This window comes from Desulfolutivibrio sulfodismutans DSM 3696, assembly GCF_013376455.1.
Classification (GTDB): Bacteria; Desulfobacterota; Desulfovibrionia; order Desulfovibrionales; family Desulfovibrionaceae; genus Desulfolutivibrio; species Desulfolutivibrio sulfodismutans.
On the sequence record NZ_CP045504.1, the window covers coordinates 2,420,729 to 2,440,499 of the forward strand.

The window sequence follows — 19,771 nt, forward strand, 5'->3', positions numbered from 1 at the left end:
GGACAGGATGCTCGTGATACGCAAAACGCTCATGCAGTCGTTTTTTTTGGTGGCCATGGCCGTGGTGGCCGGGCTGGCCGTCAACGCCCTGCGCCCGGACGGGCTGCCCCTGGCCGGGGCCGCGCCAAGCGCCGTCACCCTGCCTGCGGACAAAACGGACATCGCCCTCAAGGACGCGGTGGTGCTGTCCCTGTCCAAGCGGGCGGTCTTTTTGGATGCCAGAACCGGCTTTGAATTCGCCGACGGCCATATCCAGGGTGCGGTGAGCGTCCCGGTGGACGATTTCGAGCGCATCTTCCCCGGCATCGAGAAAGACCTCGCCGGAAAGGATGCGGTCATCGCCTATTGCGACGGGGAACACTGCCCCTTAAGCGGCGAACTGGCCGGAAAGCTTGCGGCGCGCGGCGTGAAAAACGTCTACGTCCTGAAAAACGGCTGGACCCTGTGGAACAACGAGGGGCTTCCGGTGGAGAAGGGACAGTGAGACGGGACGCGCCGTCCCGGCCCCCGGCCAGGGCGGAAGTCTGGCTCTTTACGGCCCTGCGGCTTTTTCTGGCCGGGCTTTTTGCCTACGCCAGCCTGGACAAGATCGCCCACCCGGACCAGTTCGCGGCCATCCTCCGCGATTACCGGCTGCTGCCCCAGGCGGCCGTCCCCTTCACGGCCGTGGTCCTGCCCTGGCTGGAGGCGGTGCTGGCCCTGGCGTTGGCCCTGGGGAAATGGCGCGAGGGCGCGCTTTTTCTGTCCGCCGCCCTGCTGGCCGTCTTCTGGGCCTCCCTGGCGGTCAACATGTCCCGGGGCCTGGACGTCAGTTGCGGCTGTTTCTCCACGGCCAAGGACAGCGGCGGCAACATGGCCTGGTATCTCGTCCGCGACGGCTTTTTCGTCCTGGCCGGGCTGGCCGCCTGGCATCTGGGGGTGTGGCGGAGGAGGCGGCCCCCGGGCGGCTGAACCGGCGCGATGCCGCATCCGCCTTTTTCCCTCTGCCCACGGCTTGTCTTTTCCTCCCGCGCGTGATCTTTTTCTGGCCGCGTCGCCCGCATACCCGCCTCCAGATGTACAACATCATATGCCCGGCGACGTCCCGGGACACGACGAAGGACGGACGCCATGCAAAAAATCCTCCTGATCTGCCTGGCCGGGGCCTGCGGCACCCTGGCCAGATACTGGCTCTCGGGCGCGGTCTACGGCCTGATGGGCCGGGATTTCCCCTGGGGCACCAGCGCCGTGAACATCCTGGGCTGCTTCCTCTTCGGCCTGGTCTGGGTGATGTCCGAAGAACGCGGCATCCTCCCTCCCCAGTTCCGCCTCATCGCCCTGGTGGGATTTATGGGGGCCTTCACCACCTTTTCCACGTTCATCTTCGAAAGCGCCGAACTGGCCCGGACCTCGGAATGGCTCAGGCTCGGCCTGAACATGCTCGGGCAAAACATCGTGGGATTTGCGGCCTGCATCCTGGGCATGGCCCTGGGCCGAATCATTTAGGACAAGGAGGAGCGCCATGTCGACCATGGTTCCCGTGCAGCTGTTGCGCGTTTATTGCGGCGAGGCCACGCGGCATGACGGCATGCCCCTGTACGAGGCCCTGCTGAAAGCGGCCCGCGCCCACGGCATGGCCGGGGCCACGGTGATGCGGGGGTTCATGGGCTTTGGGGCCGACAGCCTGCTGCACACGGCCAGGATTCTGCGGCTCTCCGAAGATCTGCCGGTGATCGTGGAGATCGTGGACAGCCCGGAGCGCATGGCCGATTTCCTGCCCGTGGCCCAGGCCATGGTCACCAAGGGAACGCTGGTCCTGGAAGAGGCCAGGGGCGCCATATGCCCGCCGCCGCTCCGCCCGGACGGGGAGGATTGAGGCTCGCGGAGACGAAACGCGGCGTGCGCCCGGGCGAAGGTCCGGGCACTTGGTCCGCAACATCAGCCATGACGCGGAGGGGATGCATGAACGCCGAAGAAAAACGTCTGGCCGAGGCCCGGGAGGGCCGGGCCGCCTGGAAACGGTTCGGCCCCTACGTCAGCGAACGCCAGTGGGGCGTCGTGCGCGAGGACTACAGCGAAACGGGCGACGCCTGGAACGCCTTTCCCCACGACCAGGCCCGGTCCCGGGCCTACCGCCACGGCGAGGACGGCCTGGCCGGAATCAGCGACGACCGGCTGGTGCTGTGCTTCGCCCTGGCCCTGTGGAACGGCCGCGACCCCATCCTCAAGGAACGGCTCTTCGGCCTGGCCAACGAGGAGGGCAACCATGGGGAGGACGTCAAGGAATACTACTATTACCAGGACAGCACGCCCACCCATTCCTACATGCGCTACCTCTACAAGTATCCCCAGGCGGCCTTTCCCTACGAGGATCTGATCCGCACCAACGCGGCCCGGTCGCGGGTCGAACCGGAATACGAGCTTGTCGACACCGGCGTTTTTCACGAGAGCCGCTATTTCGACGTGTTCGTGGAATACGCCAAGGCCGCGCCAGACGACATCCTGGTCCGGATCACCGTCCACAACCGGGGACCGGAGGCGGCCCGGCTGCACCTGTTGCCCACCCTGTGGTTCCGCAACACCTGGTCCTGGCCGGGAGGGGGCGCCAAGCCCGAGATCCGGGCCATGGACGCCCAGGGACGGCAGGCCATCCTGGCCCGGCACGCCGACCCGGAAGAGGCGGCCCGGCTGCCCGGGCATGTGTTGCTGTGCGACGGCGGCTTTGAACTGCTTTTCACGGAAAACGAGACCAACACCGAGCGTCTCTTCGGACAAAAAAACGCCTCCCCCTACGTCAAGGACGCCTTCGACGCCTTCCTGATCCACGGCCGGGCCGAGGCCGTCAATCCCGCCCGCACGGGCACCAAGGCCTGCGCCCACTACGATCTGACGGTGGCCCCGGGAGAGGCGGCCGTAATCCGCCTGCGGCTGTGCGCCTCCTACAGCCGCCTGGACGAAACCCCCTTCGGGCGGGAGTTTGCAGACATCTTCGACCGGCGCATCCGTGAGGCGGACGCGTTCTACGCCGACGTGATCCCGGCCACGGCCAGTCCGGACGAGGCCCGCATCATGCGCCAGGCCCTGGCCGGGATGCTGTGGACCAAACAGTTCTACAGCTTCGACGTGGACGTCTGGCTGCGGGAGCGCGGGGCCCATCCGCTGCGCGGCGACACCCGCCACTGCCGGAATCGGGAATGGTTCCACATGAAAAACGAACACATCATCTCCATGCCCGACAAGTGGGAATATCCCTGGTATGCGGCCTGGGATCTGGCCTTCCACGCCATCGCCCTGTCGCTGGCGGACATTGATTTCGCCAAGGAGCAGCTTTCGCTCATGCTGCGCGCCGACTACCTGCACCCAAACGGCCAGCTCCCGGCCTACGAATGGAACTTCAGCGACGTCAATCCCCCGGTCCACGCCTGGGCCGCCCTTTTTCTCTACCGCACAGAGCAATCCGCCACCGGGCGGGGCGATCTGGCCTTTCTCAAGCGATCCTTCACCAAACTCCTGCTCAACTTCACCTGGTGGGTGAACCGCAAGGACCGCTTCGGCAAAAACGTCTTCGAGGGCGGGTTCCTCGGCCTGGACAACATCGGGGTCTTCGACCGCAGCAAGGGCCTGCCCGCCGGAGGATGCCTGGAGCAGGCCGACGGCACGGCCTGGATGGCCCTTTTTTGCCAGAACATGATCGAGATGAGCCTGGAAATGGCCTGCGACGATCCCGCCTGCGAAGACCTCCTGCACAAGTTCCTGGAGCACTTCCTGTGGATCGCCTCGGGCATGAACCGCCTGGGCCCGGAAGGCATGTGGGACGAGGAGGACGGGTTCTACTACGACCTACTGCGCCTGCCCGACGGCAGCGCCAGCCGTCTCAAGGTCCGGTCCATGGTCGGACTTCTGCCCCTGTGCGCCGCCACCATCCTCGAAAAAAGGCAGCGCGACCGCGTGCCGGACATCATGGACGCCTTGCACGCCCGCCTTGGGCGCATGCCGGAACTGGCGCACAGCCTGCATCCCCTGGGACCAGGCCACCACGGCGTGGCCGACCGGGAGCTTTTGTCCCTGGTGGACGAGGGCAGGCTGCGCCGCATCCTGTCCCGCATGCTTGATGAAAACGAATTCTTAAGCCCCTACGGCATCCGCTCCATGTCCCGGCACCACCGGGACCATCCCTACAGCATCCATGTGCATGGCCAGGAACACCGGGTGGCCTACGTCCCCGGGGATTCGGACAGCGGCATGTTCGGCGGCAACTCCAACTGGCGCGGTCCCGTGTGGATGCCCGTCAACCAGCTCATCATCCGGGCGCTTCTGCAGTATTACCGCTATTACGGCGAGGCCTTCCGGATCGAATGCCCCACAGGCTCCGGGGTGATGATGAACCTCTTCGAGGTCAGCCGGGAGATTTCCGGGCGACTGGTGCGCCTGTTTACGCGCGGCGAGGACGGCAGGCGGCCGATCTTTGGGAACAGCGACCTGTTCCAAAACGACCCCCACTGGCGGGACCACCTGCTTTTCCACGAGTTTTTTCACGGCGACGACGGCCACGGCCTGGGGGCCGCGCACCAGACAGGCTGGACCGGGCTGGTGGCCAAGCTGATCCAGCTTTACGGCAACATAGACGCCACCCAGATGCTGGCGGCCGACGGCGGGAAGGTGTTCGTGAAACGGGAGTAAGACCCGGGTGGCCCGCGGCGCGACAGGGAGACTTCCCCGGGCGTCGCGGCCAGACGCGCCTACGGCCCGGTCAAAACGCCAGGACGAAGGAGCCGTAGATCATGTCGCCCGACAGGCGGTTTTTGGCCGCCACATCGTGCAGCCACTTGGCGAAAAGCGTCACGTGGGCGCTGCCCAGGGTGGCGGTGTAGGTCACGGCCGGGCCGATGCCCGCCGCCTGGGACATGTAGGCCCCGAGCTTGGCCCCGGAACCCGTGTCCGGCGTGGTCTGGGCGTAGAGATACCCCACCCCGCCCAGGGCCAGGCGCTCGTTGACGTGGTAGGCCGCCGTCCAGTCGAGGTGGAGTTCGTGGCCGCTTTGGTACTGGGTGGCTTCGTTTTCCGTGCTCATCATATACCCGGCGTTGAACGACACCTCGTATCCCTTGGGCGAAAGCCAGGTGAAGGCCGCGTTGGCGTCGAAGGTCACGTAGTTCATGCCCAGGTTGGTCAGCACGTTGGGGTTGTAGTAGCCCGTGGGCAGAAAAACCAGGGGCGAAAGCACGATATGGCATTCGCCCAGGTTCCAGGCCATGATCAAGGGCATGAGGATGATGTCCGACAGCCCGCCCCGGTTGCCGCCCCCGGCCTTCTGGATGTGCCCTTCCCGGAACTGCTTGGTCTTGTACGAACCCGTCAGGAAGTCGGCGGCCATGCTGCCCTGGACGCCCAGGTCGACGATCATGGGGATGCCCACGCCAAGGCCCATGAGGCCCCCGATGGCCGGGACGTCGGTCAGATAGGTGAGCTTGGTCAGATTCATGTACATCCGGGTGTCCAGATCCCCATAGACCCGGCCGCCCTTGATGGCGCCGCTCAAATGCGCCGACTGGAACATGAAGTCGTTGCGCAGGTAGAGTCCCGCCGCCGGGACGTATCCCATCAGGAAATCGCCGTAGGCCCCCTGGATGTAGTGGCTCGCGCCGCCCTCCATGGCCCGGGCGGAGAGCGGGCAGGCGGCCAGAAAAAACAGGATAAACATCGCCTGGAGCAAGGCCGGGCGGCGGTGAACGTACGTCCTGACGGTGCCGGTCATCATGCATCTCCCTCGCGCCGTGCGGCGCGGTCCATGCCGGGACGTGTTTTCGAAGCCGCCTCCCCGGTCCCGGCCGGGGAGGGAAGCGCCGTGCGGTTTTTCTGGTCTATTGGGCCTGATACGCCACGTTGCCGCCGACAATGGTCGCCACTACACCGGTATCCTTGATACGCTCCGGCGGCAACGTGAAGATGTCCCCGGACAGCACCGTCATGTCTGCGAATTTGCCGACCTCGATGCTTCCCTTGACATGGGCCTCGCCCATGGAAGCCGCCGCCCAGATGGTCCACATCCGCAAGGCGTCCTCCACGCTGACAGCCTGCTCGGGCTGGAATTCCCCCATGTCCGAGGTGCGGGTGACGGCTGCGGCCATGGCCTTGATGGGGCTGATGTTGCCCAGGTAGATCCCGGTCATGTCCGTGCTGGCGGCGGGTTCGAGCCCGGCGTCGATCATGCTCTTGAACCTGAACCCCGAGGCGGCCAGATCCTGCGGCATGTTCTCGAAGTCCGCCCGCACCAGGGCCAGAAGCCAGATGGGCTGGACGGCGATGCGCAGTCCCTGGGCCTTCAAGGCCTTGGCCCGGGCAAGCTGCGCGTCCTTGAGCTGGAACATGCCGAAATGCTCGATGCGGACCAGGGGCGGCCTGTTTTTGGACCCGAGAACCTTTTCGTAGGCGGCCATCCCCATGGCGGTAGCCTCGTCCCCGGAGCAGTGCAGCATGGGGATGGCCCCGTTCGCCGCGGCGATGCCTGCAAAGCGGTCCAGCCCGACCTGATCCGTGACCAGGGTGCCGCGCCCGCCGGGCGCGTCGTTTGCGTCGTGGCCCAGGTAGTGTTCGCACATGTAGCCGCTGCGGGCGTCGTTTTCCCCGTCCACCCAGTCTTTGATGGCCGCGAAACGGTACCAGTCCGGGTCGGTCCCGGGGGGCATGGCGAAGGCGTCCAGGCTTTCCGGCATGTCGGCGCTGTTGGACGAGGTCCAGACCGACACGGTGTACCGGATGGTCGGCCTTTTCCCGGCGGCGGCCGTCTTTTGCAGCACGGGCAGGGCGGCGGCCGGGGTGATGGCCATGAGGGAGGTGAATCCGTAACGGTTCCAAAGTTCCTGGATGCCCGTGGCGTAGGCCCGGGTCAGTTCCTCAAGGCTGGGATTGGTGGGGATGTCGGCCTGGGAGTCGAGAACCACGCCGGTGGGTTCCCCCGCGTCGTCGAGCACGACAGTGGCCCCGTGGGGCATCTTCCGCATGCCCCGGGTGATGCCCAAAACGCGGACGGCCGCACTGTTGATGACCACCTGATGCGCGCCGTTGGCCAGGACCACGGGGTTGTCCGGGGCGGCCTTGTCCAGTTCCGCCCTGGTGGGCAGGCGTTTTTCCGCGAACTTGTTTTCCGTGGCCGAAACGCAGGCCACGTAGATCCACTCCCCTTTTTTGGTCCTGGCGGCCCAGGCGGCGATGTTTTCCAGGGCCTTGGCCACCGAGGGCGTGCCCGGATAGCGGCAGTCCACCCAGTTTTCCGAAAGGTAGATGGTCTCCATGGGGTGACAGTGGGCGTCGATGAACCCCGGCGTAACCAGCTTGCCGCCCAGGTCCACGATCTTGACGCCCGGCCCGGCCAGGGCCAGCACCTCGGCTTCCGAACCCACGGCGGTGAACCGGCCGCCGGTCACGGCCACGGCCCCGGCCGTGGGCCGGGCGGGGTCGAGGGTGACGATTTTGGCGTTGCGGAAGATGACGTCCGGCGGCGTCCCCGCATAGGCGGACGGGACGCAGCAGACAAGCAGGACGGTCAGGATGGGGACAAGAAGGCGCGGGCATTTTTTCATTTCGGTTCCGTCTGGCGGAGTGTTTGCCTTGGGGGGGCGGCGGACGCGCTGCGTCCGCCGCCGCATGTCTGACGCCCCTATTTGGCCACGGCCTTGACCTCGGGATAATCCACGGGCGTGACCACGGGGAAGGTCAGGATGGACTTGGCCCCGGCCAGGGCCTTGCCGATGTCCACGTAATGCCAGTTTTTGTTGTCGTAGGTCCGGAAGTAGTAGCGCAGCCGTACCGTATCCACGGCCACCGCCCATTGGGTCAATTCCAGGATTTCGCCGCTGGCGTCCTCCTGGCGCACGCTGCCCAGGGGGATGTCCACGTTGTCGATGACGGTCATGGCCAGGTTCAGGCCCGCGTCCAGGCCCTTGGCCGGGATGGCGGACTGGGTCAGGGCCACCATGCGTAGGAAGCGGTTGGGCGGGGTGAAGTCGCCGGGCAACCCCAGCATGCCCGAACCCTGGCCGAACTGGTGTACGGTGAAGCCGCCGAGCTTGCGCATGGGCACGTTGACGGCGGTGAGGTTCACGTAGTTGGAAAGGTACGTCAGCATCCAGGGCAGAGGCGGGGCGTTGGTCAAAACGCCAAGCGGGTTGTCGTGGACGTTGAGGACGCCGTCCACATATTCGATGACCAGACTGGCGCCCGTGGCGTCATGCACGGTGAAGTGCAGGGGCAGGGGCCCGATATCCACGCCCTGGGAGGCCTCGGGGCCCTGGCAGACGCGGACGTTTTGGATGCCGTCCCTGACCTCGGCCACGGTGGCGAAATTGGAAAGCAGCCAGTTGGGCAGGTCGTACTGGGCGATGGTCTGGCCGGCCTTGGCCGGGTCGTACGGCTGGTATCCGGCGTATCCCACGAAGACCAGTTCACCGACGATCAGGCCCTTTTCGTTGACGCCGTCCACGATGCTCGGCAGGCCGTGGGAGTTCATGCCCCCGAAGCCGTATTTGGCCGTCCACTTGAGGCCGCCCAGGGTGGCGTCGGGCAGGGTTCCCTGCAGAACCGTCCCGGCCGGAATGACGGAGATGCTGGATTCCGTGGGATAGGCGTATTCCATGGTCCGGGCGTAGAAGACCGCGCCTTCGGCGGTTTTCATCCGGATGCTGGTGCAGGCCGTGGCGTGATCTGCGGCGACCGCAGCCACGCACAGGGCGCAGACGGCGGCGACAATGATTTTCAAGCGCATGGGTTCCTCCGCGATGGTTGAAGTGGTCATCGGCCGCTGCCTCTTTCGAGGGCCGGTTCGCTTTCGCGCGACGCGTCCGCAAAAAAGACTTCCATTCTCCTCATAGAGCATTTCCTTCGACACATTCAATACGTAAACGGCGAGGGCGATGCGCTAAAACAACTTGGGGATGATCGGGGTGATCGACAGGCGGAAGGTCCATTCCGTGCCGACCATGTTCCGGGGCCGGATGACGGAATAGTCGGCCTCGACGGCGATTTTTACGGGGAGTTCGCCCAGCATCACCAGCTTGGCCACGCCAAGGCCTATGGGCAGGGTTACGGCATCCTCACTCTTTTTCTGCAACCAGTCGATGAGAATGTTGGGAGACATGCCCACCTGCCAAGTCGGGGCTGGGGAATACCACAGGAAGTACTGGGCCTTGGTCAGGCTGACGCCGGAGCGATCCGGATCGCCGCCGATGGACCACCACTGCTGCGGGAAAATGCCCGCCACCCATTTGTCGTCCATGTACACGGCGGCCAAAGCCCCGCCGAGCTGCCATTTGCCCGCTCCCAGGTGTTTGTCCGTGGCCGTGGGGAACACGGCCGTGGGGCCCACGCCCCACAGAAACTTCGAATTGCTCACAGGGGTCAGCATAGCCATGAATTCGGCGTCGCCCAGGCCGGCAACGTTTTTCACCGTATGGGGACCGGCCGCGTAGGGACTGCTGTACACAGGCAGCACGGGCCGGGTGATCAGGCGCAGATCGCTGGAAAGGTCGAAGGTCATGACCGGCTGGAAATTCCAGTTGAACTGGAGGTGCGGCTCCCGAAAAAGGCGGCCCTTGGGCGACTGTTGCAGGTTGAAGTTGAACTGGTTGGTGATCATCCACAACTTGCCCACGGGGTTGCTTGATTCCTGGGTCATGGACTGCATGTCGGCCTTTTTCCCGCTGTCGTCTGCGGCCGTCGCCGCAGCCGCCGCCCCGGCCAGCAGGACGAACACCGCCGCCAACGCCATGATCCCTGTGAGAAACCGCATCGTGCCTCCTCGACGGTTGAAGGTGAATGGCCAGCCCACGCCGCAACGCATCCCCGACCTTGATCCGGGCGGCCAGACCGAAGCCGGGCCCTGCCCCCCCCGGCGAACGGCCGCACCCCCCTATTCCAAAATCATGCCTTACCAATATGCATCATTATTTCAGCATGTTAAAATATTGCAGAGCCTCCATGGCGGGCCTGATCCCCATTGGGGCATTCTTTCTGTCCATTCAGACTGGACAATTGTCTGCAACATTCCTGCAATTCTCTGCAAGTACGACTTTTCACTGCCCCGGGCTGTCCAATCCGACTAGACGCCCCCTGCAGAAACGTCTATTTTGGATGGACGGAAACGAGTGTCTTCAAAAAGGAACCACATGGCCCGCGTACTTGTCGTTGACGACGACCCGATCTTCCAGTCCCAGATGGACATTTTTCTCACCCGCCTGGGGCACCAGGCCATGGCCGCCAAAAACCTGGCCGAGGGGCTGGCCCTGGCCGAGAAACAGGTGGCTGACGTGGTGTTCCTGGATGTCTATCTGCCCGACGCCTTCGGCCTCGACGGCATCGGCCGCTTCCGGGCCCTGGCCACCGAACCGGAGGTCATCGTCATCACCGCCCAGGGCGATCCGGACAGCGCCGAGCGGGCCATCCACAACGGGGCCTGGTATTACCTGGAAAAACCGGTGGTGCTGGGAACCATCCGGCTGACCCTGGAGCGGTGCCTGGATTCCCGCGACAAGCTGCGCGAGGCCGGGCAGCGGCTGGTACTGGAACGGGACGACATCGTGGGATCGAGCCCGGCCCTCAAACAGAGCCTGTTTCTGCTCGGGCAGGCGGCGCGAGGCCGGGAAAACGTGTGCATCACCGGGGAGACGGGCACGGGCAAGGAGCTTTTCGCCCGGGCCCTGCACGACAACAGCCCCCGCCGGGACCGGCCCTTGGTGGTGGTGGACTGCACCAACATCCCCTCCTCCCTGGCCGAGTCCATCCTGTTCGGGCACATCCGGGGGGCCTTCACCGACGCCCGCCAGGACCGCGAAGGCCTCATCGCCCTGGCCGACGGAGGGACGCTTTTTCTCGACGAGGTGGGGGACATGCCGGGCGAACTGCAACGGACCCTGTTGCGGGTGATCCAGGAGAAGCGATATCGGCCCCTGGGGGCGAAACATGAGCGGGCCAGCGACTTCCGGGTGGTGGCGGTGACCAACCGGGACATCCGGGGCATGGTCAAAAGCGGCGCTTTCCGGGAAGATCTGTATTACCGACTGGCCCAGCGGCACATCCACCTGCCGCCGCTTCGGCTGCGCGGCGACGACGTGCGGCTTTTGGCCGGGCATTACGTGGCCAGGATCTGTTCGGACCAGGGCCAGGACGTCAAGGGCCTGTCCACGGAATATCTGGAGAACCTGTCCAGCCTCGACTGGCCGGGCAACGTGCGCCAACTGGTCTCGACCATCGGCGTGTCCATCGCCAACGCAGGCGATGCCCCGATCCTGGTCCCGCACCATCTCCCCCCGGACCATAAGGCCCGGTATCTGCGCCAGCGCCAGCGGGAGTCCCTGGCGACGCGGCCCGTGCGCCCGGAGACCAGCCCCGCCCCCGGCCTTGCGGACAGTCAGGAACTGCCCACGCTACGCCAGTTTCGCGAGACGGCCTGGGAATACCTGGAAGCGGACTACGTGGCCCGCCTCTGGGCGGCCTCGGGCGGCCAGGTGGCCGAGGCCATGCGCCTGGCCGACATTTCCCGGGCCAGGCTCTACCAGTTGCTCAAAAAATTCCCCCCGCCCGGACGCACGGGCAGGACCGTCACGGACTAGGGGCCGCTGGAGCAGGTCGTCCCCGGCCTTTCAGCTCCTCCAAAAAGGCCTCCAGCCCTTTCTCCAGTTCCACGGCCAGTCGGCGGGCCTCACCGGCATCGCCCTCCCGAATCGCGACCTCGACATCCTGGACCAACCCGGCCAGACCGGTCGATCCGAAGCTGAGAAACGTCGGCCGCAACGTGTGGACCCGGCGAGGCAAATCCCCCAGACCGTCTGCGGCGATGTCGTTCTGCAGGGCCGCGCGTTCCGTGACAAACACCTGTTCCACCACCCCGCACAGGGTCTCCAGATCCTCCTGGCGTCCCCCCATGAATTCCAGGGCGCAGGCCCAGTCGATGATCGTGCGCACCTGCCGGGAGGCCGCCCTGGCGACGGGAGGAAGGGTCGCCGGGCCCACGTCGGCCGGAGGGATGAGCCCGGACGGCGCAAAGCGGACCAGAACCCGATGCAGATCGGCGAGGCGCAGCGGTTTGACCAGATAGTCGTCCATGCCCGCCGCCAGACAGCGTTCCCGGTCGCCGGGCAGGGCGGCGGCCGTCAGGGCCACGATGGGCGGATGCGCTCCGGAAACGGCCCGGATGCGGCGAGTGGCCGAAAGTCCGTCCATGCCGGGCATGCCGATGTCCATGAGCACCAGATCAAAGGCGTTTGCGGCCACGGCCGAAACCGCCGCCTCGCCGTCTGCAGCTTCGTCCACATGGTGCCCGGCCTTTTGCAGCCGGGTAGAGATGACCAACCGGTTGGGCTCGAAATCGTCCACCACCAGCACCCGCATCCTGGGTACAGAGGCCAGTTCCGCCATAACGCTCCCGGCGGGAGACCCCTCCGGTTGCGCCTCGGCCATATCCAGTACCCGGCAGGGCATGTCCAGGCAAAAGCGCGACCCTTCCCCGGCCACGCTCGACACCGTCAGTTCCCCGCCCATGAGCCGGGCCAGTTGGCGGCTGATGGTCAGGCCCAGGCCCGTACCGCCCCTTTGCGCCCCCTCGGCGGTCTGGCTGAAATTCTCGAAAACGCGCTCCAGCATGTCGGGAGGGATGCCGCAGCCCGTGTCGGCCACGCACAGGGTCAGCCGGGCCGGGCCGGGATGGGCGGGCGTCACCCGGATGTCCACGTCGATACGTCCGCTGGACGTGAACTTGAGGGCATTGCCCACCAGATTAAGGACGATCTGCCGCAGCCTGATGGCGTCGGCCTCGATCCGGACATCCTCCGGAGCCACGCGCACGGCGAAGCCCAGGCCCTGGGCCTGGGCCATGCGGGCGAAGGGCGCCAGCACCGCGTCCAGGGCAGGGGCCAGGGCGAAGGGTTCGGGGCTGACGGTCAGCTTGCCCGCCTCCAGGCGGGAGAGGTCCAGGATGTCGTTGATGAGGGTCAGAAGGCTCTGGGCGGAAAAGGCGGCGACATCAAGGAACTCGCGCCGTTCCGTGTCGGACGGGGTATCCCGGGAGAGTTCGAGCATGCCCATAAGGCCGTTTAAGGGCGTGCGCAGCTCATGGCTCATGTGGGCCAGAAACCTGCCTTTGGCCCGGCTGGCCTCCTCGGCGGCCTCTTTGGCGTCGGCCAGTTCGCCCCGGTAGCGTTCGCCGTAGAGCACCACCACGCCGAGCACATGGATCAGCATATAGATGTTGCACGAAAGCAGAAAAAGGGCGCTTACGACGCCGGAGGTGAAAAAATTGTTGGTGTCGTAGGCAAAAGGGGCGGCCAGGGCGAAAAAGAGATTGAGCACCGTCTCCACGGCGTACAGCCCGGCCACCACCCGCTGGGGCCGCCCGTAGCGCCACCTCCCCCCCTGGGCGGCCAGCTCCCACCAGATGAGCGCCGGAATCAGGGACAAAAACAGGCGGATCACCAGGGATCGGACGGCCAGGGAGGGTTCGACGAAGGCGAACCAGGCCAGGATCGGGGCCAGGACGAGGGGGGCGGCGGCGGCCAGGGTCCACAACGGGGTGCGGCCCATGAACAGGCGCACCCCGCTATAGATCATGGCGTAGCCGAACACGAAGAACATGTTGGCCACGAGGATGGTGTAGACCGGGGGAATGGCGTCGCGCAGGGCCAGAAGCAGGCAGCCCACGGTGATGGCCGCCGAGCTGATGCCCCAGGCCAGGGGACTTTTGTCCCCAAACCGGAAACGGTAGAGGCTGAAAAACACGACCGTGGACACGGCCATGGTCACGGCCCCCACCAGGACCAAGGTGCGGATGTCGAGGACCATCACTTGGCGCTGCACCTCGCTGAAAAAGGGGAACCGCCGTTGCGGGAAGGACGACGAAGAGATCAAGACGCCGCCATCCATACGGACGCGGCGCACGGAACCGGGCAGAAGGCGCCGCCAGGCCGCCCACCCCCCAAGCCCTCTATCGTTTTGTCCTTTCGAGGTAAAGCGCCTTCCCCTTTTGCATGCCGCAACCCCGCGAAGGGACGCCGTTTCCGGGCAGCTTTCCCGAAGAGTTCGACGGATGGCGTCGCTTCGCCCTGCCGCCGATGTGGCCGCCCTTTCGGACCGGCGGGCATTGTCCAGGTTGACGCTCGGAAAACAGCGGGGTATCAGGACATGGTGGAATTTTTCCATAACTTAGCGAAGGGTGCGTCTCGCGTCTTCCCTGGTTTCTGCCGCCAGCCACGTGCCCTGCGATCCGCACCTCCAACCGGGGCGTCGTCCCCGCACTGCCTTCCCACGGCAGCCAGGAGAGCCCGACGCATGCCTCGCCACTTTGTTCGCGCCGTTTTGCTCATGCTTTCGTTCGTGCTCGCCTGTTCAGCCCTCCAGCCCCCGGCCGCCCGGGCCGACCACCTCCCCGCCACGTCCGACGACGCCGCAACGCCGCCCCGGGTGCTGCGCTCCGCCAGCGAACTGGACTATCCGCCGTTCGCCATCGTCACCCCGGACGGCCGGGCCGACGGATTTTCCGTAGAGCTCTTGCGGGCCGTGGCATCGGCCATGAACATGGACGTGACCTTCACCGTGGCCCCCTGGCACGTCATCAAGCAGGCCCTGGCCGACGGCGAGTTGGACGTGCTGCCCCTGATGTCCTCCTCCCCGGAGCGGGCCGAACTCTTCGACTTCACCGCCCCCTACCTGCGCATGCAGGGCGCCATCTTCGTGCGCCGGGGGGAAACCTCCATCCGCAGCGAGGCCGATCTGGCCGGGAAGAACGTCCTGGTCATGCGCGGGGACACGGCCCATGAATACGCAGTCCGAAAACACCTGACGGACAGGCTCATCCTGACCGACTCCTTCGAGGAGGCCATGCGGCTTCTGTCCCAGGGCAAACACGATGCGGTCATCGTGCAGCAGGTGGTGGGGCTTCAGATCATCCGCACGCTTGGGCTCAAAAACCTGGTGGACGTCAGCGCCAGTCACGAGGAGAGCCTCAAGGTTTCCCGGAAGCCTTTGTCCGAGTTCGAACAGAAATTCTGCTTCGCCGTGAAAAAAGGCGACACCGCACTTCTGGCCGCCCTCAACGAGGGGCTGGCCGTGGTCTTTTCCAATGGCGTCTACGAGGCCCTGTACGCCAAATGGTTCGGCCCCATCCTGCCCGGCCGCCCCCTGGACGTGCATTCCCTGCTCATGATCCTGGTTCCGGCCCTTCTCGTCCTGTCCGCCCTATGGCTGTGGTACCTGCGCCGCGAAGTGGCCCGCAAGACGCGACGCCTGTCGAATGAGGTCGAAGAGCGCCGCCGGGCCGAGGCCCAGATCACGGAGAAGGAGGCCTTCATCCGCTCCATCATGGACAATCTGCCCATCGGCATCGCCGTCAACTCCATCGATCCCGAGGTGACCTTCACCTATGTAAACGACAATTTCTTGAGGTTCTACCGCACCACACGCCAGGCCTTAAGCTCCCCGAACGCCTTTTGGGAGGCCGTCTATGAAGACCCCGGCTTCCGGGAAGAAACCCGGAAACGGGTGCTCGCCGACTGCGCCTCGCAGGATCCTGCCCGCATGTACTGGGCCGACATCCCCATCACCCGGGCCGGAGAGAAGACCACCTACATCACCGCCCGCAACATTCCCATCGCCGACAAGAGCCTCATCATCTCCACGGTATGGGACGTCACGGAGCAAAAAAGGGCCGAAGCCGCCCTGACTGCCGCCAACCGGCGTCTTGAGGCCCTGTGGAGCATCTCCTCCCTGGCCAACGCCGATTACCAGACCATCTGCACCCGGGCCCTCGACGAAATCGTGGGCATGACCGAAAGCGCCCTGGGCTTTTACGGCCTGGTGGACGAGGCCGAAACCGTGGTGACCATCCAGTCCTGGATCGGAGAGGCCATTGAGGGCTGCACCGTCACGGACACCCCCCTGCACTTCCCCCTGTCCGAGGCCGGGCTGTGGGCCGAGGCCGTACGCCGTCGCGAGCCGCTGGTGGTCAACGACTACGCCGCGCCGCACCCGGGCAAGAGGGGATGTCCCGCAGGCCACGTCTCCCTGTCCAGGCTGATGGTGGTTCCCCTGTCGTCAAAGGGCAAGATCGTGGCCGTGACCGCCGTGGCCAACCGCGACACCGACTACGGCCCCCAGGACGTAAGCCAGATCATGGCCTTCATGACCAGCATCCAGGCCATCCTGTCCCGCATCACGGCCGAGGAGTCCCTGCGCGAAAGCGAGGAACGCTACCGCTGCCTGTTCGAGCAGTCCCTGGACGCCATCGCCATCCAACAGGGCATCCCCCCGGCCTTCTCCTGGGTCAATCCGGCCTTCTGCGAGCTTTTCGGCTATACGCCCGAGGAAATCTACGCCCTTACCCCCGGGCAGATGTGGTCGCTGGTGCATCCCGAGGACCGGGACATGGTGCGGCAAAGCCTCCTGGAACGCCTGTCCGGCAAGGCGGACGAGGTGCGCTACGCCTTCCGCATCCTGCGCAAGGACGGCGAGGTCCGCTGGGTGGAGGTCACCGGACGCAGGATGGACCGCGACGGCCATCCCCTGAACATGTCCATCTACCGCGACACCACCGAACGCAAGCAGAGTGAGGAGGCCCTGATCCTGGCCAAGGACCAGGCCGAGGCCGCCAACCGCGCCAAATCGGAATTTCTGGCCAACATGAGCCACGAGATCAGAACCCCCTTAAACGGCGTCCTGGGCATGCTCCAACTCCTGACGACCACCTCGCCCACCCCGGAACAGGGGGAATACCTCCAGGCAGCCACGACCTCGGCCCAACGCCTGACCCGCCTTCTCTCCGACATCCTCGACCTGTCCCGCATCGAGGCGGGCCGAATGCGCATCGAGGAGGCGCCGTTTTCTCTTTTGGCCATCAAGGAATCCATTCTGGAGCTTTTCGGCCTGACCGCCAGGGACAAGGGGCTGGATCTGGATTTCCTCATCGCCGACGACACGCCGCCGATCCTTGTCGGCGACGAGGCCCGGCTGCGCCAGATCCTGTTCAACCTTATCGGCAACGCCCTCAAGTTCACCGAGCACGGCCGGGTCCACGCCGAGGCGTCCCTGCTGCCCGAAAGCCGCGACGGCCGCGTGCGGCTGCTTTTCACCGTCCAGGACACGGGCATCGGCATCGCCGACGAGCTGTTGGAACACATCTTCGAGCCCTTCAGCCAGGGCGAAACCTCGTATGTGCGGCGCTACCAGGGGGCGGGCCTGGGCCTGTCCATCGTGCGGCGGCTGCTCACGCTCCTGGAGGGGGAACTGACCATCGACAACAGCGGCCAGGGGGTGTCCGGCACCACCATCCACTTCTCCCTGCCCTTCCGGCTGCCTCAGGAGGCCGTGCTTCCGAGCCAGGCCCCCGCCGCCCGGCCGCGCCGCAGCGACAGGCCCTTGCGGGTGCTTCTGGCCGAGGACGACGAGGTCAGCATGCAACTGGCCCGACTCCTGCTGGAGAAGGCCGGGCACACCGTGGACACGGCCCCGGATGGGCAGCAGGCCTTGGATCTCCTGAAAAAAGGCGACTACGACCTGATCCTCATGGACATCCAGATGCCGGTGTTAAACGGCCTGGAGGCGACCCGCATGATCCGGCAATCCCCGGACTTCGCCCACGTCTCGGGCATCCCCATCATCGCCATGACCGCCTATGCCATGGACGGCGACAGGGAAAAATTCCTGTCGGCCGGGATCGACGCCTACGTGTCCAAGCCCGTGGACATGGGAGAGCTGGCCATGGCGGTCACCCGGGCCATAAAGGCCGCGCCCGAGTGATCTGGGTCCGGACGCCGCGTCGCCTCCTGTGATGGTGCGAGGCCGACGAGACGGACCATTGGCCGGTCGTTACAAGCATGATGTATACTTCGCGGGGTTGCCCAACACCAAAACGCCATACCCGGGAGACCGCCATGCAACAGGACGGCGACGCCACGCCGCCGCTTCGCAAGGACTGGAAGTATCGGCTGGGACTGGGGCTTTTCATCTACAGCCTCGTCCCCATCTGCACCATCGAACTGGTGGCCCTTTTGCCCCTGGACACGGCCGAAATCGTCACCCTCGGGGCGGTGTACGTGGCTTCCGGGGAACTGGCCTTCCTGGCCGCCGTGGCCCTTTTGGGCAAACCCTTCATCCAGGCCGTGAAAGACAAGATCAAGGGCTTTTTCTTCTCCAAAAAGCCCCTTTCGCCGCAAAAACCCATCGGAAAATTCCGCCACGGCCTGGGCGTCGCCCTACTGCTGGGCAGCCTGGCCCCCTACTACGCCGCCATCGGGATGCTCCTTTTCGCCACACCGGGGGACTCCGACGCCAGGACGCTCTTGTATCTGTTGCTTGCCGGTGAGGCGCTTTTCGTGGTGAGCCTGTTCGTCCTGGGCCCAGAATTCTGGGCCCGCCTCACGCGCCTGTTCGAATGGCCGGGCAAAGAACGGCCGACGGAGTAAGACCCCGGCTCTGAGGCCGAGGCGACCTGTCCACGCCATTTCGCAGCCAGGGAAACCGGGGGGCCATGGGCCACGCCAGCAGCCGACAACCTCGAAACGCGGTTCGGCGCACACGACGACCGGGCCGGAAGGACGCACCATCATGGGCAAGACCGTACTGCTTCTCGGGACCGGGGCCATGGGCAGCCTGGCCGCCCAGACCGTTTCCGCCTTCGACGAGGTGGAGGCACTGATCCTGGCCAGCCTGGATGCGGCCGAGGCCGAGAAGGCGGCCGTCACATGCCGGGGCTCGGCCACGGCCGTGGCCATCGACGTGACCGACCAGGAGCGCCTCGTGCAGCTCATGCGCCGGGCCGACGTGGTGCTCAACTGCGTGGGCCCCTTTTTCCGCTTCGGCCTGCCCATCCTTGAGGCGGCCATTACGGCCGGGGTGGATTATCTGGACATCTGCGACGACCCCGAGCCGACCAAAAAGATGCTCGACCTGGACGCCACGGCCCGGCAGGCGGGCACAACCGCCATCATCGGCATGGGCGCAAGCCCGGGCCTCAACAACCTGCTCGGGGCCATGGTCCGCGCCAACCTGGACGAGACCGACCTGCTGGTGGCCGGATGGAACATCGAGGAGAAGACCGGCGACGCCCTGGTCTTTTCCGCCGCCGTGATCCACTGGATGGAGCAGTGCTCGGGTACGATCCTGGAGTGCCGCGACGGCGCGCTGGTGGACGGCCGTCCCCTGGAAGACCTGGTCATCGACTATCCCGGCCGGGGCAAACGGACCATCTACACCGTGGGCCATCCCGAGCCCGTCTCGTTCCATTATTCCTGGCCCGAGGTCCGGCGCACCCACTGCGGCATGGTCATGCCCTCGGCCTGGATCGGCATGTTCCGCTCCTACCGCGACGCCATCGACGCCGGAAAGATGACCCTGGAGGAGGCCGGGCGGGATCTGGTCAAAAACGCCGCCGAGGCGGGGTTCCTCAGCGCCCTGCTGACGCATCTGTCGCGGCTGGTGGACGGGCCGAGGCTGCCGCTGTTCTTCGTCCTGGGCCAGGGCGCGCGCCACGGCAAACCCGCCACCGTGGCCGCGTCGCTTCGGGCCACGCCGCCGGACATGGCCTCCATGACCGGCATCCCCCTGGCCCTGGGGGCCATCATGCACCTGCGCGGCCAGACCAGCGGGACGGGGGTCATGGCCCCGGAGCGGGCCTTTGCGCCGAAAGATTTTTTCGAACTCTTCGCCCCCTACTGCACCCTGCCCCGGCCCTGCCCGGCGGACAGGCTGGTGGAGCTGGTCCGGGCATAGGACCAAAACGCCGAACCAGCCTTGTTTTTTTCCCATGAGCGGGGCA

The 19,771-nt window shown here is 65.6% G+C and carries 14 protein-coding genes; 9 read left to right on the plus strand and 5 right to left on the minus strand.

Features of this window, described 5'->3' with window-relative positions; all coding sequences use genetic code 11:
* Positions 1 to 7: 7 nt before the first annotated feature.
* The 5 genes from GD606_RS11330 to GD606_RS11350 all read left to right on the plus strand — a co-directional run bounded on the left by GD606_RS11330 (position 8) and on the right by GD606_RS11350 (position 4,659).
* Positions 8 to 484 (plus strand): rhodanese-like domain-containing protein, encoded by a 477-nt coding sequence (locus tag GD606_RS11330; protein ID WP_218108818.1) that lies wholly within the window; start codon positions 8 to 10, stop codon positions 482 to 484.
* Entirely contained in the window at positions 481 to 951 is a 471-nt protein-coding gene (locus tag GD606_RS11335; RefSeq protein WP_246298753.1) for a MauE/DoxX family redox-associated membrane protein, read from the plus strand. The genes GD606_RS11330 and GD606_RS11335 overlap by 4 nt, the downstream gene beginning before the upstream one ends.
* A gap of 159 nt (positions 952 to 1,110) precedes the next feature.
* A complete protein-coding gene (gene crcB, locus GD606_RS11340; RefSeq protein WP_163301523.1) occupies positions 1,111 to 1,485 on the plus strand; it encodes a fluoride efflux transporter CrcB in 375 nt (124 codons plus the stop codon).
* 16 nt (positions 1,486 to 1,501) lie between these two features.
* The gene (locus GD606_RS11345; RefSeq protein ID WP_163301522.1) at positions 1,502 to 1,855 is read left to right on the plus strand and encodes a DUF190 domain-containing protein; all 354 of its coding nucleotides are present in this window, start codon (positions 1,502 to 1,504) and stop codon (positions 1,853 to 1,855) included.
* Positions 1,856 to 1,941: 86 nt separating this feature from the next.
* A complete protein-coding gene (locus GD606_RS11350) occupies positions 1,942 to 4,659 on the plus strand; it encodes an MGH1-like glycoside hydrolase domain-containing protein (protein WP_163301521.1) in 2,718 nt (905 codons plus the stop codon).
* 70 nt (positions 4,660 to 4,729) lie between these two features.
* Here GD606_RS11350 and GD606_RS11355 read toward each other — a convergent pair whose 3' ends face one another.
* From GD606_RS11355 to GD606_RS11370, 4 genes are all read right to left on the minus strand, one after another.
* A complete protein-coding gene (locus GD606_RS11355; protein WP_246298755.1) occupies positions 4,730 to 5,737 on the minus strand; it encodes a SphA family protein in 1,008 nt (335 codons plus the stop codon).
* Positions 5,738 to 5,840: 103 nt separating this feature from the next.
* Entirely contained in the window at positions 5,841 to 7,559 is a 1,719-nt protein-coding gene (locus GD606_RS11360) for an amidohydrolase (protein ID WP_163301520.1), read from the minus strand.
* A 77-nt stretch (positions 7,560 to 7,636) separates the two neighbouring features.
* The gene (locus GD606_RS11365) at positions 7,637 to 8,740 is read right to left on the minus strand and encodes a linear amide C-N hydrolase (protein WP_163301519.1); all 1,104 of its coding nucleotides are present in this window, start codon (positions 8,738 to 8,740) and stop codon (positions 7,637 to 7,639) included.
* Positions 8,741 to 8,893: 153 nt separating this feature from the next.
* Positions 8,894 to 9,763, minus strand: coding sequence for a hypothetical protein (locus GD606_RS11370; RefSeq protein WP_246298757.1), 870 nt, complete (start codon positions 9,761 to 9,763; stop codon positions 8,894 to 8,896).
* 376 nt (positions 9,764 to 10,139) lie between these two features.
* Here GD606_RS11370 and GD606_RS11375 point away from each other — a divergent pair, with 376 nt between their 5' ends.
* Positions 10,140 to 11,582, plus strand: a complete 1,443-nt coding sequence (locus GD606_RS11375) for a sigma-54-dependent transcriptional regulator (protein ID WP_163301518.1) — start codon at positions 10,140 to 10,142, stop codon at positions 11,580 to 11,582.
* Here the strand turns inward: GD606_RS11375 and GD606_RS11380 are convergent.
* Complete coding sequence (locus GD606_RS11380; RefSeq protein ID WP_163301517.1) at positions 11,572 to 13,872, minus strand: ATP-binding protein; 2,301 nt, start codon at positions 13,870 to 13,872, stop codon at positions 11,572 to 11,574. The genes GD606_RS11375 and GD606_RS11380 overlap by 11 nt on opposite strands.
* A gap of 420 nt (positions 13,873 to 14,292) precedes the next feature.
* On the opposite strand from GD606_RS11380, the gene GD606_RS11385 reads away from it, so the two are divergent.
* The 3 genes from GD606_RS11385 to GD606_RS11395 all read left to right on the plus strand — a co-directional run bounded on the left by GD606_RS11385 (position 14,293) and on the right by GD606_RS11395 (position 19,725).
* Complete coding sequence (locus tag GD606_RS11385; RefSeq protein ID WP_163301516.1) at positions 14,293 to 17,754, plus strand: PAS domain S-box protein; 3,462 nt, start codon at positions 14,293 to 14,295, stop codon at positions 17,752 to 17,754.
* A 134-nt stretch (positions 17,755 to 17,888) separates the two neighbouring features.
* The gene (locus GD606_RS11390) at positions 17,889 to 18,419 is read left to right on the plus strand and encodes a transporter suffix domain-containing protein (protein ID WP_163301515.1); all 531 of its coding nucleotides are present in this window, start codon (positions 17,889 to 17,891) and stop codon (positions 18,417 to 18,419) included.
* Positions 18,420 to 18,561: 142 nt separating this feature from the next.
* Positions 18,562 to 19,725 carry a saccharopine dehydrogenase family protein gene (locus tag GD606_RS11395; protein ID WP_163301514.1) on the plus strand — a complete coding sequence of 388 codons (1,164 nt, stop codon included), beginning with the start codon at positions 18,562 to 18,564 and terminating at the stop codon, positions 19,723 to 19,725.
* The last annotated feature ends 46 nt before the right edge of the window (positions 19,726 to 19,771 follow it).